The organism is Veillonella sp. AF13-2 (genome assembly GCF_003603295.1).
Lineage (GTDB): Bacteria > Bacillota > Negativicutes > Veillonellales > Veillonellaceae > Veillonella > Veillonella parvula_E.
Genome location: NZ_QTMT01000001.1, coordinates 15,271 through 35,739 on the forward strand (window position 1 = coordinate 15,271; position 20,469 = coordinate 35,739).

General features: G+C 39.0%; 17 protein-coding genes. 13 read left to right on the forward strand and 4 right to left on the reverse strand.

The window, feature by feature from the left end; translation table 11 throughout:
* The first annotated feature begins 44 nt into the window (after positions 1-44).
* Together DWV85_RS00065 and DWV85_RS00070 are read left to right on the forward strand one after the other, a co-directional pair.
* Entirely contained in the window at positions 45-344 is a 300-nt protein-coding gene (locus DWV85_RS00065; protein ID WP_004696710.1) for an HU family DNA-binding protein, read from the forward strand.
* Between the two features lie 82 nt (positions 345-426).
* On the forward strand, positions 427-1,581 hold the full coding sequence (locus tag DWV85_RS00070; protein ID WP_008714438.1) for a glycosyltransferase: 1,155 nt from the start codon (positions 427-429) through the stop codon (positions 1,579-1,581).
* Positions 1,582-1,624: 43 nt separating this feature from the next.
* On the opposite strand, the gene DWV85_RS00075 is transcribed toward DWV85_RS00070, so the two are convergent.
* Positions 1,625-1,945 (reverse strand): hypothetical protein, encoded by a 321-nt coding sequence (locus tag DWV85_RS00075; protein WP_008714437.1) that lies wholly within the window; start codon positions 1,943-1,945, stop codon positions 1,625-1,627.
* A gap of 112 nt (positions 1,946-2,057) precedes the next feature.
* Between DWV85_RS00075 and DWV85_RS00080 the strand changes: the two genes are divergently transcribed.
* The 5 genes from DWV85_RS00080 to DWV85_RS09305 all read left to right on the forward strand — a co-directional run bounded on the left by DWV85_RS00080 (position 2,058) and on the right by DWV85_RS09305 (position 8,172).
* Positions 2,058-4,073 carry an ABC-F family ATP-binding cassette domain-containing protein gene (locus DWV85_RS00080; RefSeq protein ID WP_123137749.1) on the forward strand — a complete coding sequence of 672 codons (2,016 nt, stop codon included), beginning with the start codon at positions 2,058-2,060 and terminating at the stop codon, positions 4,071-4,073.
* Between the two features lie 132 nt (positions 4,074-4,205).
* Positions 4,206-5,675, forward strand: a complete 1,470-nt coding sequence (locus tag DWV85_RS00085) for a [FeFe] hydrogenase, group A (RefSeq protein WP_123137750.1) — start codon at positions 4,206-4,208, stop codon at positions 5,673-5,675.
* A gap of 273 nt (positions 5,676-5,948) precedes the next feature.
* The gene (locus DWV85_RS00090; RefSeq protein ID WP_004697557.1) at positions 5,949-6,578 is read left to right on the forward strand and encodes a DUF47 family protein; all 630 of its coding nucleotides are present in this window, start codon (positions 5,949-5,951) and stop codon (positions 6,576-6,578) included.
* Entirely contained in the window at positions 6,571-7,569 is a 999-nt protein-coding gene (locus DWV85_RS00095) for an inorganic phosphate transporter (RefSeq protein WP_008601598.1), read from the forward strand. The genes DWV85_RS00090 and DWV85_RS00095 overlap by 8 nt, the downstream gene beginning before the upstream one ends.
* Before the next feature lie 429 nt (positions 7,570-7,998).
* Complete coding sequence (locus tag DWV85_RS09305) at positions 7,999-8,172, forward strand: hypothetical protein (protein ID WP_004697552.1); 174 nt, start codon at positions 7,999-8,001, stop codon at positions 8,170-8,172.
* Positions 8,173-8,404: 232 nt separating this feature from the next.
* On the opposite strand, the gene DWV85_RS00100 is transcribed toward DWV85_RS09305, so the two are convergent.
* From DWV85_RS00100 to DWV85_RS00110, 3 genes are read right to left on the reverse strand one after another with little or no spacing between them, the layout of a single operon-like run.
* Positions 8,405-9,409, reverse strand: a complete 1,005-nt coding sequence (locus tag DWV85_RS00100) for an ABC transporter substrate-binding protein (RefSeq protein WP_123137751.1) — start codon at positions 9,407-9,409, stop codon at positions 8,405-8,407.
* Positions 9,410-9,430: 21 nt separating this feature from the next.
* On the reverse strand, positions 9,431-10,177 hold the full coding sequence (locus tag DWV85_RS00105) for an ABC transporter ATP-binding protein (protein ID WP_123137752.1): 747 nt from the start codon (positions 10,175-10,177) through the stop codon (positions 9,431-9,433).
* Between the two features lie 26 nt (positions 10,178-10,203).
* On the reverse strand, positions 10,204-11,211 hold the full coding sequence (locus tag DWV85_RS00110) for an iron ABC transporter permease (protein WP_123137753.1): 1,008 nt from the start codon (positions 11,209-11,211) through the stop codon (positions 10,204-10,206).
* Between the two features lie 252 nt (positions 11,212-11,463).
* Here DWV85_RS00110 and DWV85_RS00115 point away from each other — a divergent pair, with 252 nt between their 5' ends.
* The 6 genes from DWV85_RS00115 to DWV85_RS00140 all read left to right on the forward strand — a co-directional run bounded on the left by DWV85_RS00115 (position 11,464) and on the right by DWV85_RS00140 (position 20,410).
* A complete protein-coding gene (locus DWV85_RS00115; protein WP_004696688.1) occupies positions 11,464-11,919 on the forward strand; it encodes a PTS sugar transporter subunit IIA in 456 nt (151 codons plus the stop codon).
* Between the two features lie 21 nt (positions 11,920-11,940).
* The gene (locus DWV85_RS00120) at positions 11,941-12,216 is read left to right on the forward strand and encodes a PTS sugar transporter subunit IIB (protein ID WP_165851636.1); all 276 of its coding nucleotides are present in this window, start codon (positions 11,941-11,943) and stop codon (positions 12,214-12,216) included.
* 30 nt (positions 12,217-12,246) lie between these two features.
* A complete protein-coding gene (locus DWV85_RS00125) occupies positions 12,247-13,614 on the forward strand; it encodes a PTS ascorbate transporter subunit IIC (RefSeq protein WP_123137754.1) in 1,368 nt (455 codons plus the stop codon).
* Positions 13,614-14,009 (forward strand): YbaN family protein, encoded by a 396-nt coding sequence (locus DWV85_RS00130; protein ID WP_060919656.1) that lies wholly within the window; start codon positions 13,614-13,616, stop codon positions 14,007-14,009. Before DWV85_RS00125 ends, DWV85_RS00130 begins: the two co-directional genes overlap by 1 nt.
* A 257-nt stretch (positions 14,010-14,266) precedes the next feature.
* Complete coding sequence (locus tag DWV85_RS00135; RefSeq protein WP_123137755.1) at positions 14,267-15,157, forward strand: AraC family transcriptional regulator; 891 nt, start codon at positions 14,267-14,269, stop codon at positions 15,155-15,157.
* A 231-nt stretch (positions 15,158-15,388) separates the two neighbouring features.
* Positions 15,389-20,410, forward strand: coding sequence for a TonB-dependent receptor (locus DWV85_RS00140; RefSeq protein ID WP_165851637.1), 5,022 nt, complete (start codon positions 15,389-15,391; stop codon positions 20,408-20,410).
* The last annotated feature ends 59 nt before the right edge of the window (positions 20,411-20,469 follow it).

The window sequence follows — 20,469 nt, forward strand, 5'->3', positions numbered from 1 at the left end:
GTTTATACACTTCTAAGGTATTGTAATTTTAAGGAGGTTCTGTCATGAACAAAACAGAATTAATCGCAAGTGTTGCACAAAAAACTGAATTAACTAAAAAAGATGCTGAAAAAGCAGTAAAAGCTGTATTTGACACAGTAGCTCAAGAATTGGCAGCTGGTGGCAAAGTACAAGTTATCGGCTTCGGTACTTTCGAAGTTCGTGAACGCGCAGCTCGTGAAGGCCGTAACCCACAAAACGGTAAAACTATCACAATTGCAGCTTCCAAATCCCCTGCATTCAAAGCTGGTAAAGGTTTGAAAGAACAAGTTAACGCTGCAAAAGCTAAAAAACGCAAAAAATAATCCATATTGGATGCGAAAGAGACCTTTCGAGGTCTCTTTTTTTTATCTATTTATGGTATAATGCACAGAGAAAGGGTGCATTATGAATAACGAAACATCAAGGAAGGTTCTCATCGTGTCTGCCTCAATCGGCACTGGACATATGCAAGCCGCAAGAGCCATAGAAGAATATTGGAAAGAAAAAGAGCCACAAGCATCGATTACCCATGTTGATTTTCTTGATACAGAAACTATGTCTGTAGAGCATTTAATTAAGGGTACCTATATCAAGATGATTGACGTATTCCCCATGCTCTATGATATGATTTATCGCGTATCGAAAGGGGAAAAACGAGGTACCATTATGCAAACTGCATTGTCGTACCTACTTAAAAGCCGCATGCTTAAACTAGTACAACAAGAAGAGCCAGATGTAATGGTCTTTACACATCCATTTCCTTGTGGGGCGGCATCGATTTTAAAACGTCAAGGTCATATAGATGTGCCACTAGTGGCTATTATGACAGATTTTAGTAGTCATCAGTTTTGGCTCTATCCACAGATTGATGTTTACTATGTTGCAACAGAATCTATGGTACCTGAAATGGTAGCTTCAGGTATCGATGAATCTCGTATTCATGTATCTGGCATTCCAGTGCGGCGATCTTTTTTTCGTGATGCTATTGAAGAGTATAGCTTAGAGGAACCTGTGAAAGTTCTTGTTATGGGTGGTGGCCTGGGTCTAGGCTCTCTTGAGACGGCTTTAAAACATCTAGATGAAGTAAATGGTATTGGTGAAATTACCGTTGTAGCCGGACAAAATACGTCTCTTTACGAATCGTTAGTTGTCCTTAGTGAATCTATGAAGACGAAGACCACCGTATATGGTTATACTACCAATATTTCTGAGCTCATGAAATCATCGTCTTTGCTCGTTACAAAACCTGGTGCATTGACCTGTATGGAGGCTGTTACAATCGGATTGCCAATGGTATTCTTTAATGCTATCCCAGGGCAGGAAGAGGCAAATGCAGAATTGTTAGAGCAACGGGGATGTGCTCGTTGGGCTCGCGATATTCACAACTTAGAAGATGTGGTAACTGCACTGTTAATTAATTCTCCGCGACTTCAACAAATGTCTGAACGTGCTCGCGAATGGCATGTGGATGGGGCTGCTGATATCGTAAATAGTCTCATTGAAATTTTAGATGCTAGTGCACAAGATGAGCTTGTGAAAGCTCAAGAGGCAATTAGCTAACCAATATAGAAAAAGCGATGACCTAAAGGGCCATCGCTTTTTTCTATTGATACTGTTCAATATGTTCTTTTCGAAGTTTTTGTAATGTAACTAAGAAAGCATCCGTACTTTCTGCACCATCCAATAGATCTTTTAATTGGTAAGAGTCATCAAGGGTAACACTCCATTGGAAGGAGTCGTTATCGTCGTACACATTGAATACGACTGGTGTCTCTAAGTCCTCTGGCATATAGCCGTCATCATCGGACACAGTTGCATACGTGCCATCCTCTAAGAGCTCAGTAAATAATGTGTCATACCCATCAATGTCGATAAGTTCAAAGTTGATACTTTCATAAAAGTCTAAAACCATATCCGTCGCCATGTGGACCTCCTCATGAATATATATGTTACGTTTATTCTACTGAGGGCGCCTGTTACTGTCAATGGTAATGTGTAGTATAATAAATAACAGAATTACAAAATAGGAGCGGAATATGAACGTTATTAGTTTACAGAACATAGAGAAATCATATGGCACAAGGCTACTGTTTAAAGAGGTGAGTATGACTTTTACCACGGAAAAACGATTAGGTCTTGTGGGCATCAACGGAACGGGTAAGTCTACATTTCTAAAAATATTAGCAGGACAAATGGAAGCTGATAAAGGCACCATTGAGCGTAATGGTAAGGCTAGCATTTATTACTTAGCGCAGACACCTGATTTTGATGCGGAAGCTACTTTGCTTGAGGCCGTTCTTGATGGAAATCATCCTCGGTTGCAAATGGTAAAAGTCTTTGAACGTATTAGTCGTGAGTATCGCCAAATGCAAGAGTCTGGTAAAGACGATGCTAAAATATCTCGCAACTATATGAATGCACTGGAGCAAATGGATCAGCAAGACGGGTGGCAAGTAGAGCAAGAGGCGCGCATTATTTTATCTAAATTGGGCTTTCCTGATGTGGAGCAAAAGGTAGCTATGTTATCAGGAGGGCAAAAGCGTCGTCTTGCATTGGGGCAAGCATTGCTATATCCATGTGATCTTTTATTACTAGATGAGCCGACTAACCATTTGGATGAAGATAGTATTGATTGGCTAGAGTCGTATTTGAGTGTACGTCAAGGCGGATTATTAATCAGTACCCATGATAGATATTTCCTCGATTCCGTATGCAATGGTATTTTAGAGCTATCAAATCGTCATATGTATCAATATGATGGCAATTATGAAGAATTTATTGCCTTGAAAGCTGATCGAGAGGCTCGTGAAGCTGCTATGGAAGAAAAACGACGTCAATTTTTAAAACGAGAAATTGAATGGGTACGTCGTGGTGCTCTGGCTAGAACTACAAAACAAAAGGCTCGTCTTGACCGTTACGAAAAATTAAAGAATATGGAGAAAACCCGTCGTCCGGATCAAATGGATCCTATTGCGCTGAAGACACGTTTAGGAAAAACCATCTTTGATATTGAGCATTTAGAGTTTTATTTTGATGAACGTCCTATGATTAAGGACTTTACCTATCACGTGGTACGCCATGATCGTATCGGTATAGTAGGGCCCAATGGTGTTGGTAAGTCTACTTTTATGAATATCCTTGATGGCACCTACGAAGCGACGAGAGGCACTATTGGTAAAGGTGAGACCGTTCGCATTGCTCACTTTAAACAAGAGCTACCTGAATTTGATGAAGATATGCGCGTTCTCGATTATATTCGTGAGGACCACTCTTATATGGTACTCGGTGATGGATCTACATTGAGCGCAGGACAAATCCTTGAGCGATTCCTTTTTACCCCAGAATTACATGGTGTACCGATTCGAAAACTCTCTGGCGGGGAACGTCGTCGTTTATACCTCTTAAAATTGTTGATGAGCGCCCCTAACGTATTATTGCTGGACGAACCGACGAATGATCTTGATATTCCAACATTGGAGGTATTAGAGGATTTCCTTGACTCCTTTAGTGGCGTCATCATCATAGTTTGCCACGATCGGTACTTCCTAGACCGCGTAGTGGATAAACTGTTTGTCTTTACCGGCGATGGGCATATTGAAATCGTTCATGGCTCGTATTCTGACTACAAAGATGCTCTTGATGAAAGTAGTGGCAGCAAGCGCCCATTCTATATGCCAAATGATAATATACCGGCTAATTCCAAAACGGTACGAGCTGTAGAAGGTGGAGAGGCTGATACCGATGACTCTGTTGATAATCAATATGATAGGTTAGATACCCTTGGAAATGATAATGTTGTTGCTGGTGATAAAACAGATACTTTCAAAGAAATACCAAAGAAGGGTCTCAATAAAGCAGAAGAAGCGGAGTATGCCAAAATTATGGATGAATTGCCTAAGCTAGAACATTTAGTGAAGGGTCTCGATGTTATGATAAGCCAAGTGGCTACTGATTATGAAAAAATGCAGTCACTGATGGAGGAACGAGAAGAAACACAGTCTCAAATAGATGCGCTCACTGAACGGTGGATGGAATTAGAGGAACGCCTATAACTCCTTTTATCATGCTATTTTTTAATATCTGTTATGCAAAGGAATTACGTGTAAGTTTATTGATAAAACTCACAATGTATAGTATAATTTCTACGATTAACGATAACAACGTTACCTAAGTAGGAGGAACTCATGAGTAAGTACCAATTTTTAGACCGTCGTGTGCCAATTGAAGACGGAAATATTGCATTAGTACAAGATTTAACTAAATGTAAAAACTGCTCCTTATGTCGTAAAGCTTGTGCTGTAGACATGGGTGTATTTGATTATTATGATTTAACAACGAATGGGGATCATCCAATTTGTATTCATTGTGGTCAATGTGCATCTATTTGCCCATTCGATTCCATTAATGAACGCTCTGAAATTGATGAAGTAAAAGCAGCTATTGCTGATCCTAATAAAATTGTCATTTTCCAAACTGCGCCTGCCGTACGTGTTGGTTTAGGTGAGGAATTCGGCCTTGAGGCTGGTACATTTGTAGAAGGCAAAATGGTAGCTGCTCTTCGTAAATTGGGTGGCGACTATATTCTCGATACAAACTTTGGTGCGGACATGACTATCATGGAAGAAGCATCTGAGTTATTAGAACGTGTTATTAATAGTGATGCAGTATTGCCTCAATTCACATCTTGTTGTCCTGCTTGGGTTAAGTTTGCGGAAACATTCTATCCAGAATTCTTGCCAAACCTATCTACGGCTAAGAGCCCGATTGCTATGCAAGCGCCTACACAAAAAACTTATTTTGCTGAAAAAATGGGCCTTGATGCAAAACAAATCGTTGCCGTTGCAGTAACACCATGTACAGCTAAGAAATTTGAAATTCGTCGCGATGAAATGAATTCCTCTGCGGAATACTGGGATACACCAGAAATGCGCGATACAGACTACTGTATTACTACACGGGAACTTGCAAAATGGTTGCGCGCAGAAGAAATCAATTTTGATGATCTTGAAGATTCTGCTTTTGACCCATTGATGGGTGAAGCTTCTGGTGGTGGTATCATTTTCGGTAACACTGGTGGCGTTATGGAAGCGGCTATGCGTGCGGCTTACAAGATGGCGACAGGTGAAGATGCACCTCAAACATTGATTCCATTCGAAGCTATTCGCGGCATGGACGGTGCTCGCGAAGCAGACGTAGTGATTGGCGATAAAACATTACACGTAGCGGCAGTTCATGGTACAGGTAATTTGCGTAAGTTCATCGAACGCATGCGTGCAGAAAATATCCATTATGACTTCATTGAAGTAATGGCTTGTCGTGGTGGCTGTATCGGTGGTGGTGGTCAACCACGCGTTAAATTACCGATGGCTGACAAAGCTCGTGAAGCTCGTATTGCTTCCTTGTATACTCGCGATGCAGAAGTAACTGTAAAAGCTGCTTGTGATAATCCAGATATCCAAAAATTGTATGCTGAGTTCTTTGATGGCAAACCAATGAGCCACAAAGCACATCATATGTTACATACTACCTTTGTAAATCGTTCTGAAGATTTAGGCCCTAATGGCGCTTGTACGCCTGCTACATGCCCTACATCCGTACCTAATTTGAAAAAGGCGGCAGAGGCGGCTAAAGCGGCGGTGGAAGCTAATAGCTAAGAGTTGATGGTTATTAGTTAATAAAAAGCATAAAGATAGCTAAGAAATATATAGCAGATAGTTGATATGTTAGTCAGCTATCTGCTTTTTTATCTATTTTATATAGTGGAAATATGGTCAATAAAAGTTTTCACAGATGTAGATTCTATATATGCCATATACGCATAGGGGTTAAAATATAGAGATTGGTAAATTGGTTTAGGAATTATCTGTAGTATGCTATAATTAAATTGTTATTATAGAAGCAATCAATACTGGTTCGGGAGGATCTTCATGGCTTTTAAATTAAAAGGAAAAGAAGAAAAATTTTTCAGTATTTTGGAAAAGCATGCTGCACTAACTTATGAAAGTGCGGAAATGATGGAACGCGTGTTTAAGGGGGATATCTCTAAGGAAGAGGCATTTCTTGAAATTGATACAAAGGAAAAAGCTGCCGATGAATTAGTAAATGAAACTGTAGAGCGTTTGCGCAAAACATTTATCACTCCAATGGATCGTGAGGATATTCAGCTTTTGATTGACCAACTGGATACTACATTGGATAATATCAAAGAAATCATGGATAAAATGGTTATGTATCACGTTGGCAAACCAAGTGATGGTGCTATTCGCATGAGTGAAATTGTTGTTAAATGCGTTAAGCATATCAACAAATCCATTGGTTATATGGGGAGTCTTAAAAAGGATCATGTGAAGGTAGAGGGGCGTGTTCACCAAGTATTGAAACTTGAGTCTGAAGCGGATAATATTTATCATGAAGAAATGGCTAAGCTCTTTACAGAGTGTACAGATCCAATTGAAATTATCAAATGGAAGGAAATCCTTAGCGCTATGGAAGATGTAATCGATGGCTGCGAAGATTTGGTTGGTACATTCCGCCGGGTAGTATTGAAGTATGCTTGATGCTCATTATTTAGTATGGCTAGTTGTATTTTTAGCATTAGCCTTTGACTATATCAATGGCTTTCATGATACGGCGAATGCCATTGCCACATCCGTTTCTACACGAGCTATTGAGCCTAAAAAGGCAATTATGATGACCGCTGCTCTCAATTTTTTGGGTGCAATGGTTAGTACAGGTGTTGCAAAGACTATCGGTGGTGATATAGTAATGTCGCCATCTCTTATCGATAGTGGTATTATTTCTGCAGCCCTTATCGGTGCCATTACATGGAATCTTTTAACTTGGTATTGGGGAATTCCAAGTTCCTCATCTCATGCTTTGATTGGTGGTATCATCGGTGCTGTGGGTTGGTCTGTAGGATTTGACGCATTGAATGAGGCGGGGATTTTAAAAATCTTTTTGTCTCTTATTTTATCTCCGATTGTAGCCATGATTGGTGGCTATATTGTGATGAAAGTATTGTTGCTTATTTTCGGTAGATTTTCTCCAATTGCTTTAAATGATCGATTTAGATCCATGCAAATTGTATCAGCAATTATGATGGCATTTTCTCATGGCTCTAATGATGCACAAAAAGCGATGGGGATAATCACATTAACCTTACTTAGCGGTGGTTTCATCGATACATTAGATGTACCGATTTGGGTAAAACTTTGTTGTGCTACTGCAATGGCTATGGGTACTGCTGTAGGCGGTTGGAAAATTATCTCTACAATGGGTACCAAGATTTTCAAACTAGAAACTATTAATGGGTTCGCTGCTGATTTAAACTCGGCGATTACTATTTTTACAGCTACATTCTTACATTTGCCTGTAAGTACTACACACGTAGTAAGTGGTTCTTTACTAGGTGTGGGCTCTTCTAAACGTATTAAAGCCGTTAACTGGGGCGTAGCAAGATCTATGGTTATGGCTTGGTTTGTAACGATTCCATTATCTGGCATCGTTGCTGCTATTGCTTATGAAGTAGGTCACTTACTATTTGGCTAATTCATATACTTTTTATTATAGTAAAAAAGACTGCAAACGCAGTCTTTTTTGTTTATCAAAATATTCTTGCTATATTGTCATATTTATAAATAATTTGCTTTTCTATTTTAAAATTCTATTTACTATATATGTACGTGATAGTATCTAAATAGTCTAAAAATATAGAAATAAACTGGTTTTTAAATACTATATTCTATAAAAGAGATTTATCTATATTTGGCAACATTAATGTTACAATTCAAGTTGAATAGGGAAAAATACTTATAAATATGTGTTTTGTTGATTATGCATTTTACTAATAAATGAAGTTTATTACTAATTTATAGGCTGTTAAGAGGCTGTTTAAAGTGAATGGCTATTGCATACTTATGTATACGAGGTTATACTATCGGTAGAAGGAGTTTTTCAAGTGAAAAGTGAGGTATGTATATGGCATGGGGTGGATCTAGACGCGGTGCCGGGCGCCCACGTAATCCTATTAAACGTATTGGTAGAACCTTTCGACTCAGTGATGAAGAGTTTCTTTCGCTAAAGCCATTGATCATGGCTATTAAGGCAAATAATGATAAACGATATAGGCAACAATATAGTCGAGAAGTATAAATAATCAGGCATTGTCACAGCATATACAATTTAATACATTTTAAATCTATTTTACAATAATTCATTATTTCTAAATCTTTCAACTACAACACATCTTTACTCTCTAAACAATATGCTGTGTGCAATACAAGTAGTACGAAAAGGTCCCAATTCATTTGAATTGGGACCTTCTTCGTTATATATAATATACAAAACATATTACATATATTACTCTATATCTTGTTATATTAAATTAGTCTACTTTGATGCCGTGAATTTCTTCGGCTAAACGTTTTAAAGCATCGACGGTACGTACACCAGGTGTGATTTCAGAAAGTTTTACACGAATGAAGTGACCTTCTTTAACGGCTGTGATGTCTTGAAGTTGAGGGTTAGCCTTGATTTTTTCAATTTTTTGTTGGAAATCATCGTCGTTGCGGATAGAATTGCCATAGTCAGCGATAATAATATAATCAGGGTTTTGTGCAATTACTGTTTCCCAAGAACCTTTAGCCCATGTTTTATCAACGCCTAAGCCGCTCATTACATTATCAGCACCGATAAGTTTTAAGATGTTAGTAGTATAACCTTCGAATGCTGTGAATGGTTGACCGTCTTCAGAGTCATAAATGAAAATGCGTTTACGAGGTAAGTCTTTTAGTTTATCCTGGATAGCTGCCAATGTTTTACGTTGACCTGAAACCCATTCTTCAGCTTTAGGTTTTACGCCGAAAATCTCACCCAATTTAATCATGTCGCTGAAGTTGGTTTCTAGGTCAGCCTTAGTAGATAACATGGATTCAGGGATCCAAATATTAACCTTTTGGGAAATCATTTTATCTGCAGGAATGGCTCGTTTGCTGAAAGAATCAGGCCATCCTGTAGCAAAGTCAGGCTTTACGGACATAAATACTTCATAGGAAGGCCATTTTTCAGATAATACTTTTACTTTGTCGTAAGCTGCTTGTAAAGGTGGGTAGATTTCTTCTTCTTTGAAAGCGGTCCCAGCCATTTTGTCTTCAAGTCCTAATTGTAACATCATTTCCGTTGTTGCTTGGGACATGGACACGGCATGAGTTGGGGCGGATTTTACGGCAAAGTCTGTTTTTGTACCGTCAAATGTTTCACTCCATGTTACAGAGGGTCCATTATCCGCTGTAGTTTTTGTAGTATCAGAACCACAACCAGCAATAGCGAATGTAGCACATGTCATTGCGATTAATAATAATTTTTTTGACTTTCTTAAATTCTGAAACATAGTAAGTCCTTTCTTTACTAATTAATAATATAAATGATAGCGCCCTTCATCCCAAGAGGTTTTGAAAGGAACTTCAAAAATTGGTTCAAGAATTTCAGGTGTGAGCACCTCGGTAGGGGAACCTTCTTTTAGGATAGTTCCGTTATTCATGATGACTATATGATCGCAATATTGAGCCGCTAGATTCAAGTCGTGAAGGACTACAATCGTAGTGCCTTTAAAAGCCCGTAATTGTTCCATTAGCGCCACTTTGTACTTCATATCTAAATGATTAGTAGGTTCATCTAAAAGAAGTATTTGAGGTTTCTGGGTTAAGGCTTTAGCAATGAATACGCGTTGCTTCTCACCACCTGATAAATGATGAATTTCTTCATTTGATAAATGGGTGATGCCTACTTCATTCATATAATGCTCTGCAATTTTAACATCCTCAGAACTATAGGTGCCAAAGTGTTGTTTGTACGGATATCGGCCCATGAGAACGATATCTTTTACGAGAAAATCATCGATCATAGCGTCTCTAGATTGTGTTAAGACTGCTACCAATTGAGCAAACTCGCGACCTTTATAAGACTCTAAAGGGTTTTCGTTTAATGTGATTTTGTTTTTTGACGGATGAAGTCGATATAGATGGCTAAGTAGCGTAGACTTACCACATCCATTTGGTCCAATTATGGCTGTTATTTTATTGGTAGGAAATGTTACAGAAATATTCTTTAACACTTCTTTGGTTTCATAAGAAAAAGACAGCTGATTAATTTGATACATAGTATCTCCTATAGATATGATATACACTAACCATTGTGTTTATAACGATTCATGATAATCCAAATGAAGAGTGGAGCCCCCAATAAAGATGTAAGCACACCAATAGGGATTTCTTCTGGACTGTAGAGTGCTCTCGATAATACGTCTGACCAGATCATAACGATGCTACCTATGAGTGCACTAAATAGTAATGTATGTTTATGTTTAGGTCCGCCTATAATCCGAGCAAGGTGAGGGATGATAAGGCCGATAAAGCCAACTACACCAACCTTTGATACTAGTGTGGCGATCACAATAGAGGATATGACAACAATACTTAATTGTAACTGCTTAACGGAAAGGCCCATTTGTGCTGCTTCATGATTACCGAGTAGCAACACATCAAGGTCTTGATTGAACGTATAGATATATAGCATAAATAAGGTTATGATGATTGCTGTTAATGGTAAATCACTCCATTGTATGCCTGCAAAGCTGCCAAGTAGCCAGAACATAGCACTTCGCACTTGAGCTTCGTGTTTGGCTCCGTAAATAATCATCATTGTTAAGGCTGAGAATACACCAGTCATACCCATACCTATGAGGATAAGTTTTACGGGGCTGTTGCTTTTACCAACACATAAGAGGACTAATATAATTGAAAGTGCTGCGCCTAGGGCCGCAAAAATAGGCGTATTGTACTGGCCTAAGAATGGTAGGCCACCCATGATAATAGCGAAAACGGCACCTGTGCTTGCGCCAGAAGAAACACCTAATACATAGGGATCTGCGAGGGCATTGCGTGTGACAGTTTGCATTAATAGACCTACAAGTGATAGACCTATACCTGTTAGAACAGAGTAAATAAGTCGTGGTAAGCGGATATCTGTAATAATCGTATCAGTCATAGATGCTGTAGTATTTGCATCAATCATAGACATAAGTGCTGAAATAATTTGGTCTAGAGAAATGAATTTAGCGCCAAACTGTAAAGCTGTTACTAATGAAATACAGAGGATTAGACAGAGTACAAATACTTTTACCGAAGTCTGCATAAAATCTCCTTATTCTATTTTTTATTTAGGTAGTTTAAGTCTTATCTAAGTATAGAGAATTTTCAATATATATACAATATTAATACCTGTATAGGTATTATACGTATAAGGGTTTATTAAATTATAAATAGCAAAATCTTATGTTAGCTTTATTCATTTTTATAAGTTCATTGTTATTTTGATATATGAAAAATTTATTATAATAGCTATAATAGAATTATATGTACAGAAGTACGTTTAGGAGGTGTTAGTTTGATACAAGATTTATTATCTGAGGATAATGTATCCTTTCATTATCCCGCTGAGACGTGGGAGGATGTTATTCGTCATGGTGGTCAACTGATGGTTGATGCGGGTTTTACGGATCCATCTTATACAGAGGCTATGGTTGAAGTAGTTCGCGAAATGGGCCCATATATCGTATTGGCTCCAGGTCTTGCTATGCCACATGCTCGCCCAGAACATGGTGCAAAGCGTGTAGGAACGGCTTTGGTGACATTGGAAAAACCATTGAATTTTGGCAGTCCTGATAATGACCCTGTATCTGTCGCATTATTTTTATGTGCTCCCAACAAAGATGAGCATATTCAATTGTTAACAGATATTGCCACTTTATTTGAGGATGAAGAATTCTTAGATGCGGCCGTTGACTTTGAAAGTATCGATGATGTTCAAGCATTCTTGGCAGAGCATTTAGACGAGCAATAATACGTTTTGAAGGAGGCACGTATGATTTCTGTATTAACTGTATGCGGTAATGGTATTGGTTCTAGCTTGATGCTAAAGATGAAAATTGAAGAGATTTGCGCTGAAAATGGTATTGATGCACAAGTTGAATCTATTGATTTTAATGCGGCTCAAGGACGTAAGGCGGACCTCATCGTTACTGTAAAAGAATTAGCAGAACAATTTGAAGGGAAAAATATTGCTATTGTTCGCAGCTATATTAATAAAAAGAAAATCACAGAAGATATTCTTGAAGCATTAAAACAAGCTGCTCAATAATTAAAACAACTGTATATAGGAGGTAGTGTTATGGAAATGGTATTAGAGTTCTTACGTGACGTGCTGTCACAACCAGCACTTTTAATTGGTATTATGTCATGTGTAGGCTTAATAGCTTTGAAACGTCCGTTTCATAAAATCATGACGGGCACATTGAAACCTATTCTAGGGTATTTAATGCTTGCAGCAGGTGCTGGCGTTATCGTTAGCAATCTTGATCCGTTAGGTAAGATGATTGAACATGGATTCCATATTACTGGGGTGGTACCAAACAATGAAGCTATCGTGGCTGTTGCACAAAAGGTACTTGGCGTTGAAACGATGTCTATTCTCGTAGTAGGCTTATTGATGAACTTATGTATTGCTCGTTTCACCAAGTTCAAATATGTGTTCTTAACTGGTCATCACAGCTTATTTATGGCATGTCTTATGTCTGCCGTACTTGGTACAGCAGGTTTGGCCGGTATGGAGCTCATCCTTGTGGGTGGTTTCTTAATGGGTGCTTGGTCTGCCATTTCTCCAGCAATTGGTCAAAGCTATACTTCTAAAGTGACTGATGGGGATGAAATTGCGATTGGTCACTTTGGTAGTTTAGGTTATTATTTGTCTGCTTGGGTTGCTAAATATGTTGGTAAAGCTGAAGATAGCACAGAAGATATTGAGATTCCAGAAAAATGGGGATTCTTACGCGACTCAACATTATCTACAGCATTGACTATGATCGTATTCTACTTGATTGCCGCATTTGCAGCAGGTTCCGAATTTGTCGCTACTTTATCTGGTGAAATGAGCCCTTATTTATACGCCGTTATGAGTGCTATGAACTTTGCCGTTGGCGTAACAATCGTATACTCTGGTGTACGAATGATCTTAGGCGATTTGATTCCTGCATTCCAAGGGATTGCTACCAAAATTATCCCTAATGCAATTCCAGCTGTAGACTGTGCCGTATTCTTTACCTACGCTCCAACTGCAGTAGTATTAGGTTTCCTTAGCTCTTTTATCGGTGGTATCATCGGTATGCTTATACTTGGTGCTGTAGGTGGCGTATTAATTATTCCTGGTCTTGTACCACACTTCTTCTGTGGTGCTACGGCAGGTATTTATGGTAATGCTACTGGTGGTCGTCGTGGCGCAGCGGTAGGTGCTTTCCTAAATGGTTTGGCTATTACATTCTTGCCAGCTTTGGCATTGCCAGTTCTTGGTCAATTAGGCTTCCAAAATACAACCTTTGGTGATGCGGACTTTGCAGTAATGGGTCTTGTATTAGGTAATGCGTATGAATGGGTAGGTATGGCTGGTATTTATGGCATTGTAGCTATTGCCGCTTTAGTACTTATTATTCCTAACTTTATCAAAACAAAAGGTAAAGTTATTAATTATGTAGAAGAGGATTAATGAAAACAACTGAGCAACACAGTAATGTTGTAATACGATATGTATTCCTGACTATTGGTGCAATAAGTTTTGGCCTTGGTACAGCAGGTATCGTATTACCACTATTGCCAACAGTTCCTTTTTATATGCTAGCTTTATTTTGTTTAGCTCGAGGGTCTGAACGATTCCATAAAATGTTTTTGGAATCTAGTTTATATCAAAAGACTGTTGCTACTTATGAGCGCGATAAAGCGTTGACGTTGCGGACAAAGTTGTCCATTCTCGCTTCTGTTAGTACAATAATGGCGGTTGGCGCCTATTTCAGTCAAGACATGCCCATTGCCCTTATCGTCATGGCCCTTGTATGGGTTGGTCATATAATAGCATTAGCTTTTATTGTAAAAACAAAAAAATAGGAACTTGCATCCGTACTTCTGAATATAGCCTCATGAATTAAATTGTTGTAGTTTAATTCATGAGGCTTATTTTATAGTACACTAAAATAACTTCTAGCGATGATCTTAATTGTTTTATATTACTAAAACAAACTAGTTAATATTTTTAAATTTAATATGAATTATTAGTAATTAGAAGTTGACAATGACTATCAATAAGTATACTATAATATAATACTAACCTTTATGTTTATAGTATTTGTGTATATGGTGATAGTATGAATCCACATAATCATGCGGTTTCACATGCAGGAATGTCTATGTCGAGACATACGATATTTGATGGTATCGATTTAATGTTCCTTGATGTGAAACAAGAAACGATTCAATTTTATGCTAAATCACATACCAAGACGTTTGCCATAAATCACTGTGAAGAGGGGCGCATTGAGTGCAAATTCACATCTGGTGAGTATTTATATATGGGCCCAGGGGATATGTCGTTAGGGTGGCATACACGCTCAGCTTACCAACATGAAAATTACTTCCCTACAAAATTATTTAAAGGAATTGTATTATTAGTAGATGTTGAAAAGGCACAACCCGTATTAGATGCACTTGTTAGTGATTCTCGAATTGATTTGACTGAGCTGGCCAATCGGTTTTGTGAGCATTCTGATTTTGGTATGATGATGGAAGAAACGGAAACAGTTCGTCACATTTTTTCCAGTTTATATAATGTGCCAGATCAAATAAAGGAGCACTATTTTAAATTAAAAGTAATAGAAATTTTTTTATTATTATCTGTTATCTCTACAGCTAATCCTGAAAAGAGAAGTACCTATAGAAAGCAACAGGTAGATATTGTAAAAGCTGTAAGTGAATATGTATCGACACAGTTTATGAAGCGTATTACTATTGACTCCTTGTCTGAACAGTTTGATATTCCTACATCTACCCTGAAACGTTGCTTTAAAGGTGTATTTGGTACAACCATACATCAGTATCTAAAAGAATGTCGTATTAATGCGGCAAAGCGATTGCTTCAAGACTCAGATCAGTCTATTTTAGAAATCGCTAATGCGGTAGGGTATGAGAATGGTAGTAAGTTTACTAGTGCATTCAAAGAGGCTACTGGTGTAACGCCAAGTGCTTATCGTAAGGTTTAAATAATTTGGATCTTATATTATTCTAGATAGAAATTTTGTGCTTTAGGCTAGGTTTGATAGTCTATGAAAATTAAATATTGTCCGAAACGTATGTTTTTGGTCTATTCGGAGTAGATATGTATAATACACTTTGCTACCATTAAATCTGTAAATGATTTTCAATGTCATTTGGTTGTGGTGGTAAAGTGTATTTTTATATGCATGGTTAAATATATGTCTGGAGGAAATTTAATGAATAGGAGTTGGGTGCGGGCAAGGAGATATGTTATATTATCCTGCGCAGTAGCGTGCTGGTTGCAAATGCCGGTAGTTATGGCGGATAATGCGACTGTAACAACCGATGTAGTTCATGTTCGCGGTACATGGGCTGAAGAGCAGGCAAAACAAGAGTCTCAACAGACGACGATTATTACGAAGAAGGATATTGTCAAAAAGCAGGCAAAATCCGTAGAAGATATTGTATTTTCCGAAACTGGTGTATCCAGAACCGTTGATTCGATGGGGCGCGTCGGTGTATCTATCCGTGGTGCGGATCCGCGTCATACCTTGATTCTTGTGGATGGACAGCCTGTGATGGGCGATCTTGCTAAATATCAAGGCGCCGGTGATGAATTACAGCGTCTCGGTACAGAAAATGTGGAACGTATAGAAATTATTCAAGGTGCAGCTAGTGCTAAATACGGATCCGACGCCATCGGTGGTGTTATCAATGTTATTACCAATAAACCGCGTAAGATCGCTGGCCTTCAGTTTAATGCAGAAGGTCGTAGAACTAAAGGCGACGGTGATATCGTACCGTTTTCCAATTTCTTTATGCGCGCTGATTCTGGCTCATTAGGTAAGTTAAAAGTTAATATTCACGGTAGTAAACGTGACATTATGCCTATTTATGCCAGTGAGCAGCGTCGTATCAGCGCTATGACCAATGATGAAGACCATGGCTTTTTAAAGAATTCCCTACGGTATTACGGTACAAATTCTAATATAGGTTTGGCCGCTACGTATGATATTAATGATAAGCAGTCTCTGGGAATTCGCATCGATCGGTATAATGAGGACTTAGAACGGTATGTAAAGCGCAGTACTTCTTATTTGGAACCTCAGGTTCATTACAAACGGGATTTAGACAGGAATAATCTCAATTTGACGTATACTGGTCAGGATAATAAGAGTTCGTGGAAAGCGGAACTGAATTATACGCGGACCAAAGAAGATGATGTAACATTAACCAGTGACTACGGGAACAGTACCTATGAAGGGAAAAATACATTAAACTATGTGGATAATGTAGATCATCGTCAATGGAGCATAACACTCGGGGCAGATACGCAAGTCAATAAGAAACATCTCTTGTCTTATGGAATTGGGTTTATACGGGAGACAGGCGAAGGTAGCAGACTTAAAAATGCGCCTCATACCTATAAACGGCATATCGACCCCTGGGATTATGATAAAAGTCTGGCAGTAAAAAACGGTGTTCCCTCATCCACAATTTATGACCATTCTTTCAGAAAAAACGAGGCCGGTGTAGAGCAGTGGAATAAGGAGAAAGAATGGTATAACGGAGATAAAAGCAAGCCAAACACATTGCCGGAATTTACTTACGAAGAATATCTTCAATATTTGGATCCGCAGGCGGGGATTGATTCAGCGGCCGCAATGGGGCTTGTGGACGGCCCCGTGACGGAGCGTACGCTGAAAAAACGGAATCCTGAAGCTTATGCGCGATATCAGCAGTTTGCTAAACGTTTATTAGCGGAGAATAAAGAATTTATTGAAGACTATCATTTTAATAAGGAGGGCCGAAAAGATGAAAACGGTAAGTATTATCCAGCACTTTATGATGCCTATTTACCGAGCTTTTACTATGGCGCCGTACCGGATTTTGATTCTACGAAGTTGAAATTAAACGGAGCTTATTTTAAAGAAGAGTATTTAAAACGCGTTAATCAACAGACCGCAGGACGTGCGGAAATCAAGAAACAGAATTTCTTTATTCAGGATACGTGGCAGGTTAATAAAAATACTACTTTATCACCAATTATAAGACTGGATCATAGTGATTTATTTGGCTCTAACTGGTCGTTTAATTTCGGCATGACTCACAATGTACATGGAAATGTACACCGCAGATTAAAGGCTAATGTGGGTACCAGCTATACGGAACCCGGTATGGGCGAGCTGTATTATAACTGGGAAATGTATGGCCCGAATATTACAAATGCCACAATCGGTGGCGGTGAAGCCCGATTAGGTTGGTATTGGGTCGGAAATCCGAACCTTAAACCGGAGAAATCCATGAATTTTGACCTCTCTTTGGAAGGGGAAAATAAAAATACCTATGGTAAAGTAACCGTATTCCATAATAACATTCGGAATTATATGTCGATTTACAATACGGGATATTTGATGGATTTTTATCCTCAGTATGATGAATCTACCACATATGGAGCGGCGAAATTTGCTCATGCACCAGATATGATTTACAGTTTCCGTAATATCGGCAAGGCCCAAATTACGGGACTTCAATTTGAAGTTAAACAAACTTTGAATAAACACTGGAAGGCCCGTTTGGGATATACGTATTTACGAGCGCTTAATAAGAGCGATAAAGATATGCCTCGTGAATTACTGGATAAACCTCGTCATAAAGTGGATATCGGTGTGGATTTTGAGGATAAGGCTAGCGGATGGAGCGGTAGTCTGTGGGGAGATTATTATATTCATATGCTGGATAGTAACTCCTTGTCTGGTGGAGGTAATTATATGGTATCTTATATTGATCCTAATAATTCCGATCGTTCCGTTATCAGATATAATTTGAATAATAGAAAAACCGCCGATATGTATGAACATAAAACTTACGGCATATGGAATTTGATGATTCAAAAGAAGATTGATAAGGATTCACGAATCTATTTCGGTATTGATAATCTCTTTAATCATCGTGATGATGATCGGGCTTTATCGGCTCGAGTATATCGGATCGGATTAAATATGAAATTCGGTTTCGGTTCAGGTGAAAGTAAAACGAAACTTACGAAGGAGCAGTTTGAATCGTTACCTCCGGTTATGCTGCAGGATTTTATTACGCGTCCTTTCGATACAGACAGAAAACAAGGTATGGAACTTGTAGGTGATTATCGTGTACGTAATGACAGTCATCTTGGATCTGATCGTCCTGCTACGCGGGTGACTGCTACAAGTTACGTATCCGACGAGGCCGCAAAGAATCTGGCGGACCGCAAGGAACATGGCTTGAATCAACGTATACGTGTCGGTGTCGATGCTCGTATTAACGATAATATGAATGTACGTGTTGTGGGTAGTGCTTCTGGTCAAGCTGGTGTAGATAGCAGTCATGAAACAGAAGGCTCTAACGGTTTTAATCATCAACGTCTCGAAGAACTAGATGTAACACATCACGGTTCTAAATGGGATCATAGTGTTGGTCGTATTACTGAATCTATGGGGGTTACAGGTTATTGGTTTAATAAAGAATATGACGGCCTTCGTAGTGTTTGGACGAATAAGAATACTCAAGTCCGTATCGGTGTGGGGACCTTTAAACATAGTACGGGAATTAGCGACAGTGCTTATACTCATGCTATTTATACGCATTTTAAACGGGTTCCAACGGTAGAGGAATTCTTAGGTGTTACTATGGATTCGGACGGTGCCAATAAGGAACTCATCGTACCAAATGCAGGGAATACTATTAATTTCTACCAGCAATTAAAAGCCTTGCGCGATAAGGAAGGCACCTTAGATGCGGAGGTAGGTACATTAAAGAAGAAAATCGACGATATGACTTCCGATATCTGGTCTAAAGAATTTATTGACGGCATGTCCGCGGATCAACTGGCTCCATTAAAAGCGGAGTTGGCAAAGTTGGAAGCATCTTTACCGGATGTGGAAGCTCGTGTGGCGAAAGAACGGGAACCGTTGCGAGCTGCGCAGTTTGATGTGTTGCGCCGGATGCAGGAAATCGCGGTGAAAGCTTATGGTGCGGATGCGGCTAAACAGACTGTATCGATTAAGATGCCTGATGTGTCAGTAACGTATTCTTATAAATCGCGATACTATGATGAAGATGATGAACAATGGTATGAAGACGAACGTACTTTCACTCAGAAAATAGCACCGGGAACGATTGGGCTTGATAAGAAAAACCCATTGTTTGAAATGAAGTTGAGTGATACCACTGTTCTTTCCAATGGCGGAAAAACGTTTATTTCAAATTGGTACAATCAGAATAAGGCGGCTATCGTGGAGGCGTATCGTGCCAAGGCGAAAGATATAGCAACCTATAGCTTCGGCAATAATCCGTATACGATGAAATTTGAAGATAATGCCTTTGACGGGCTGGACAAGTCTATTTATAAGGCGAATGTCGTTGATATTAACGACTCCGGCACGTCTGGTCTTATTAACGTAAAAGGAAGTGCCTATTATCCTTCTATGATAGCTTCGTACTTTAATAGCTTGGCCCGAATGCTTGAAAAAGCGGACGGCAACAGTCGTTTGCCGAGAGAGGCGCTAGGCAAATATACAGGTGCTGTTATTCCTTCAATAGGTGTCGTATTGGAGCGGGATACAATTCCACCAATTGAAAAGGCTACCTATGTTCAAGTTAAACATATGGTAACACCTAGACTTGGCTTAGCTGCGTGGTACTTACGCTCCTTTGGCGGTAGTGACTATCGCTTCTATACGGCGAATGGTAATGCTACAGAAGCGCATGAATTCAACAATATGGCTAATGTTTTTGGCGTTGGAGCTAAGTATCAATTAAATCATAATGTAAGTGTTTCCTTCGACTATGGACAAAACCGTAGTGACTTTGGTCGCTTCATGAATGGCAATACTCATTATGACCATAAGGCTGGATCCTCTCAATTCGATATCAAGGGCCGTGACGTAGGTGGTGTACCTCATTTCTGGGCATTGCGCTTTGATGTTGGTCGTGCCGATATGAATAAACCTGGTTCTTGGAATGCCTATGTAGACTATAAATACTTTGCCCATGGTTCCTTTTTTGGTGGCAATGGTACAGAGGCTGTTCCTGACCGTTACTTGGATGGTATTAAGAGCTTTACCTTTGGTGGTGGCTATGTGCCAACTAAAGATCTTCTTTTACAAGCATTCTATACATTTGATGCAAAAGGGATTAATAAACGAGATACCTTATATGGATCTGAAAACTTCAAACTTGGGAATTATACTCGTTTCCAAATGACGTATAAATTCTAAAAATTTATGTCCGATTTGTCCAAAACGTATATTTTTGGTCTATTCGGAGTAGATATGCA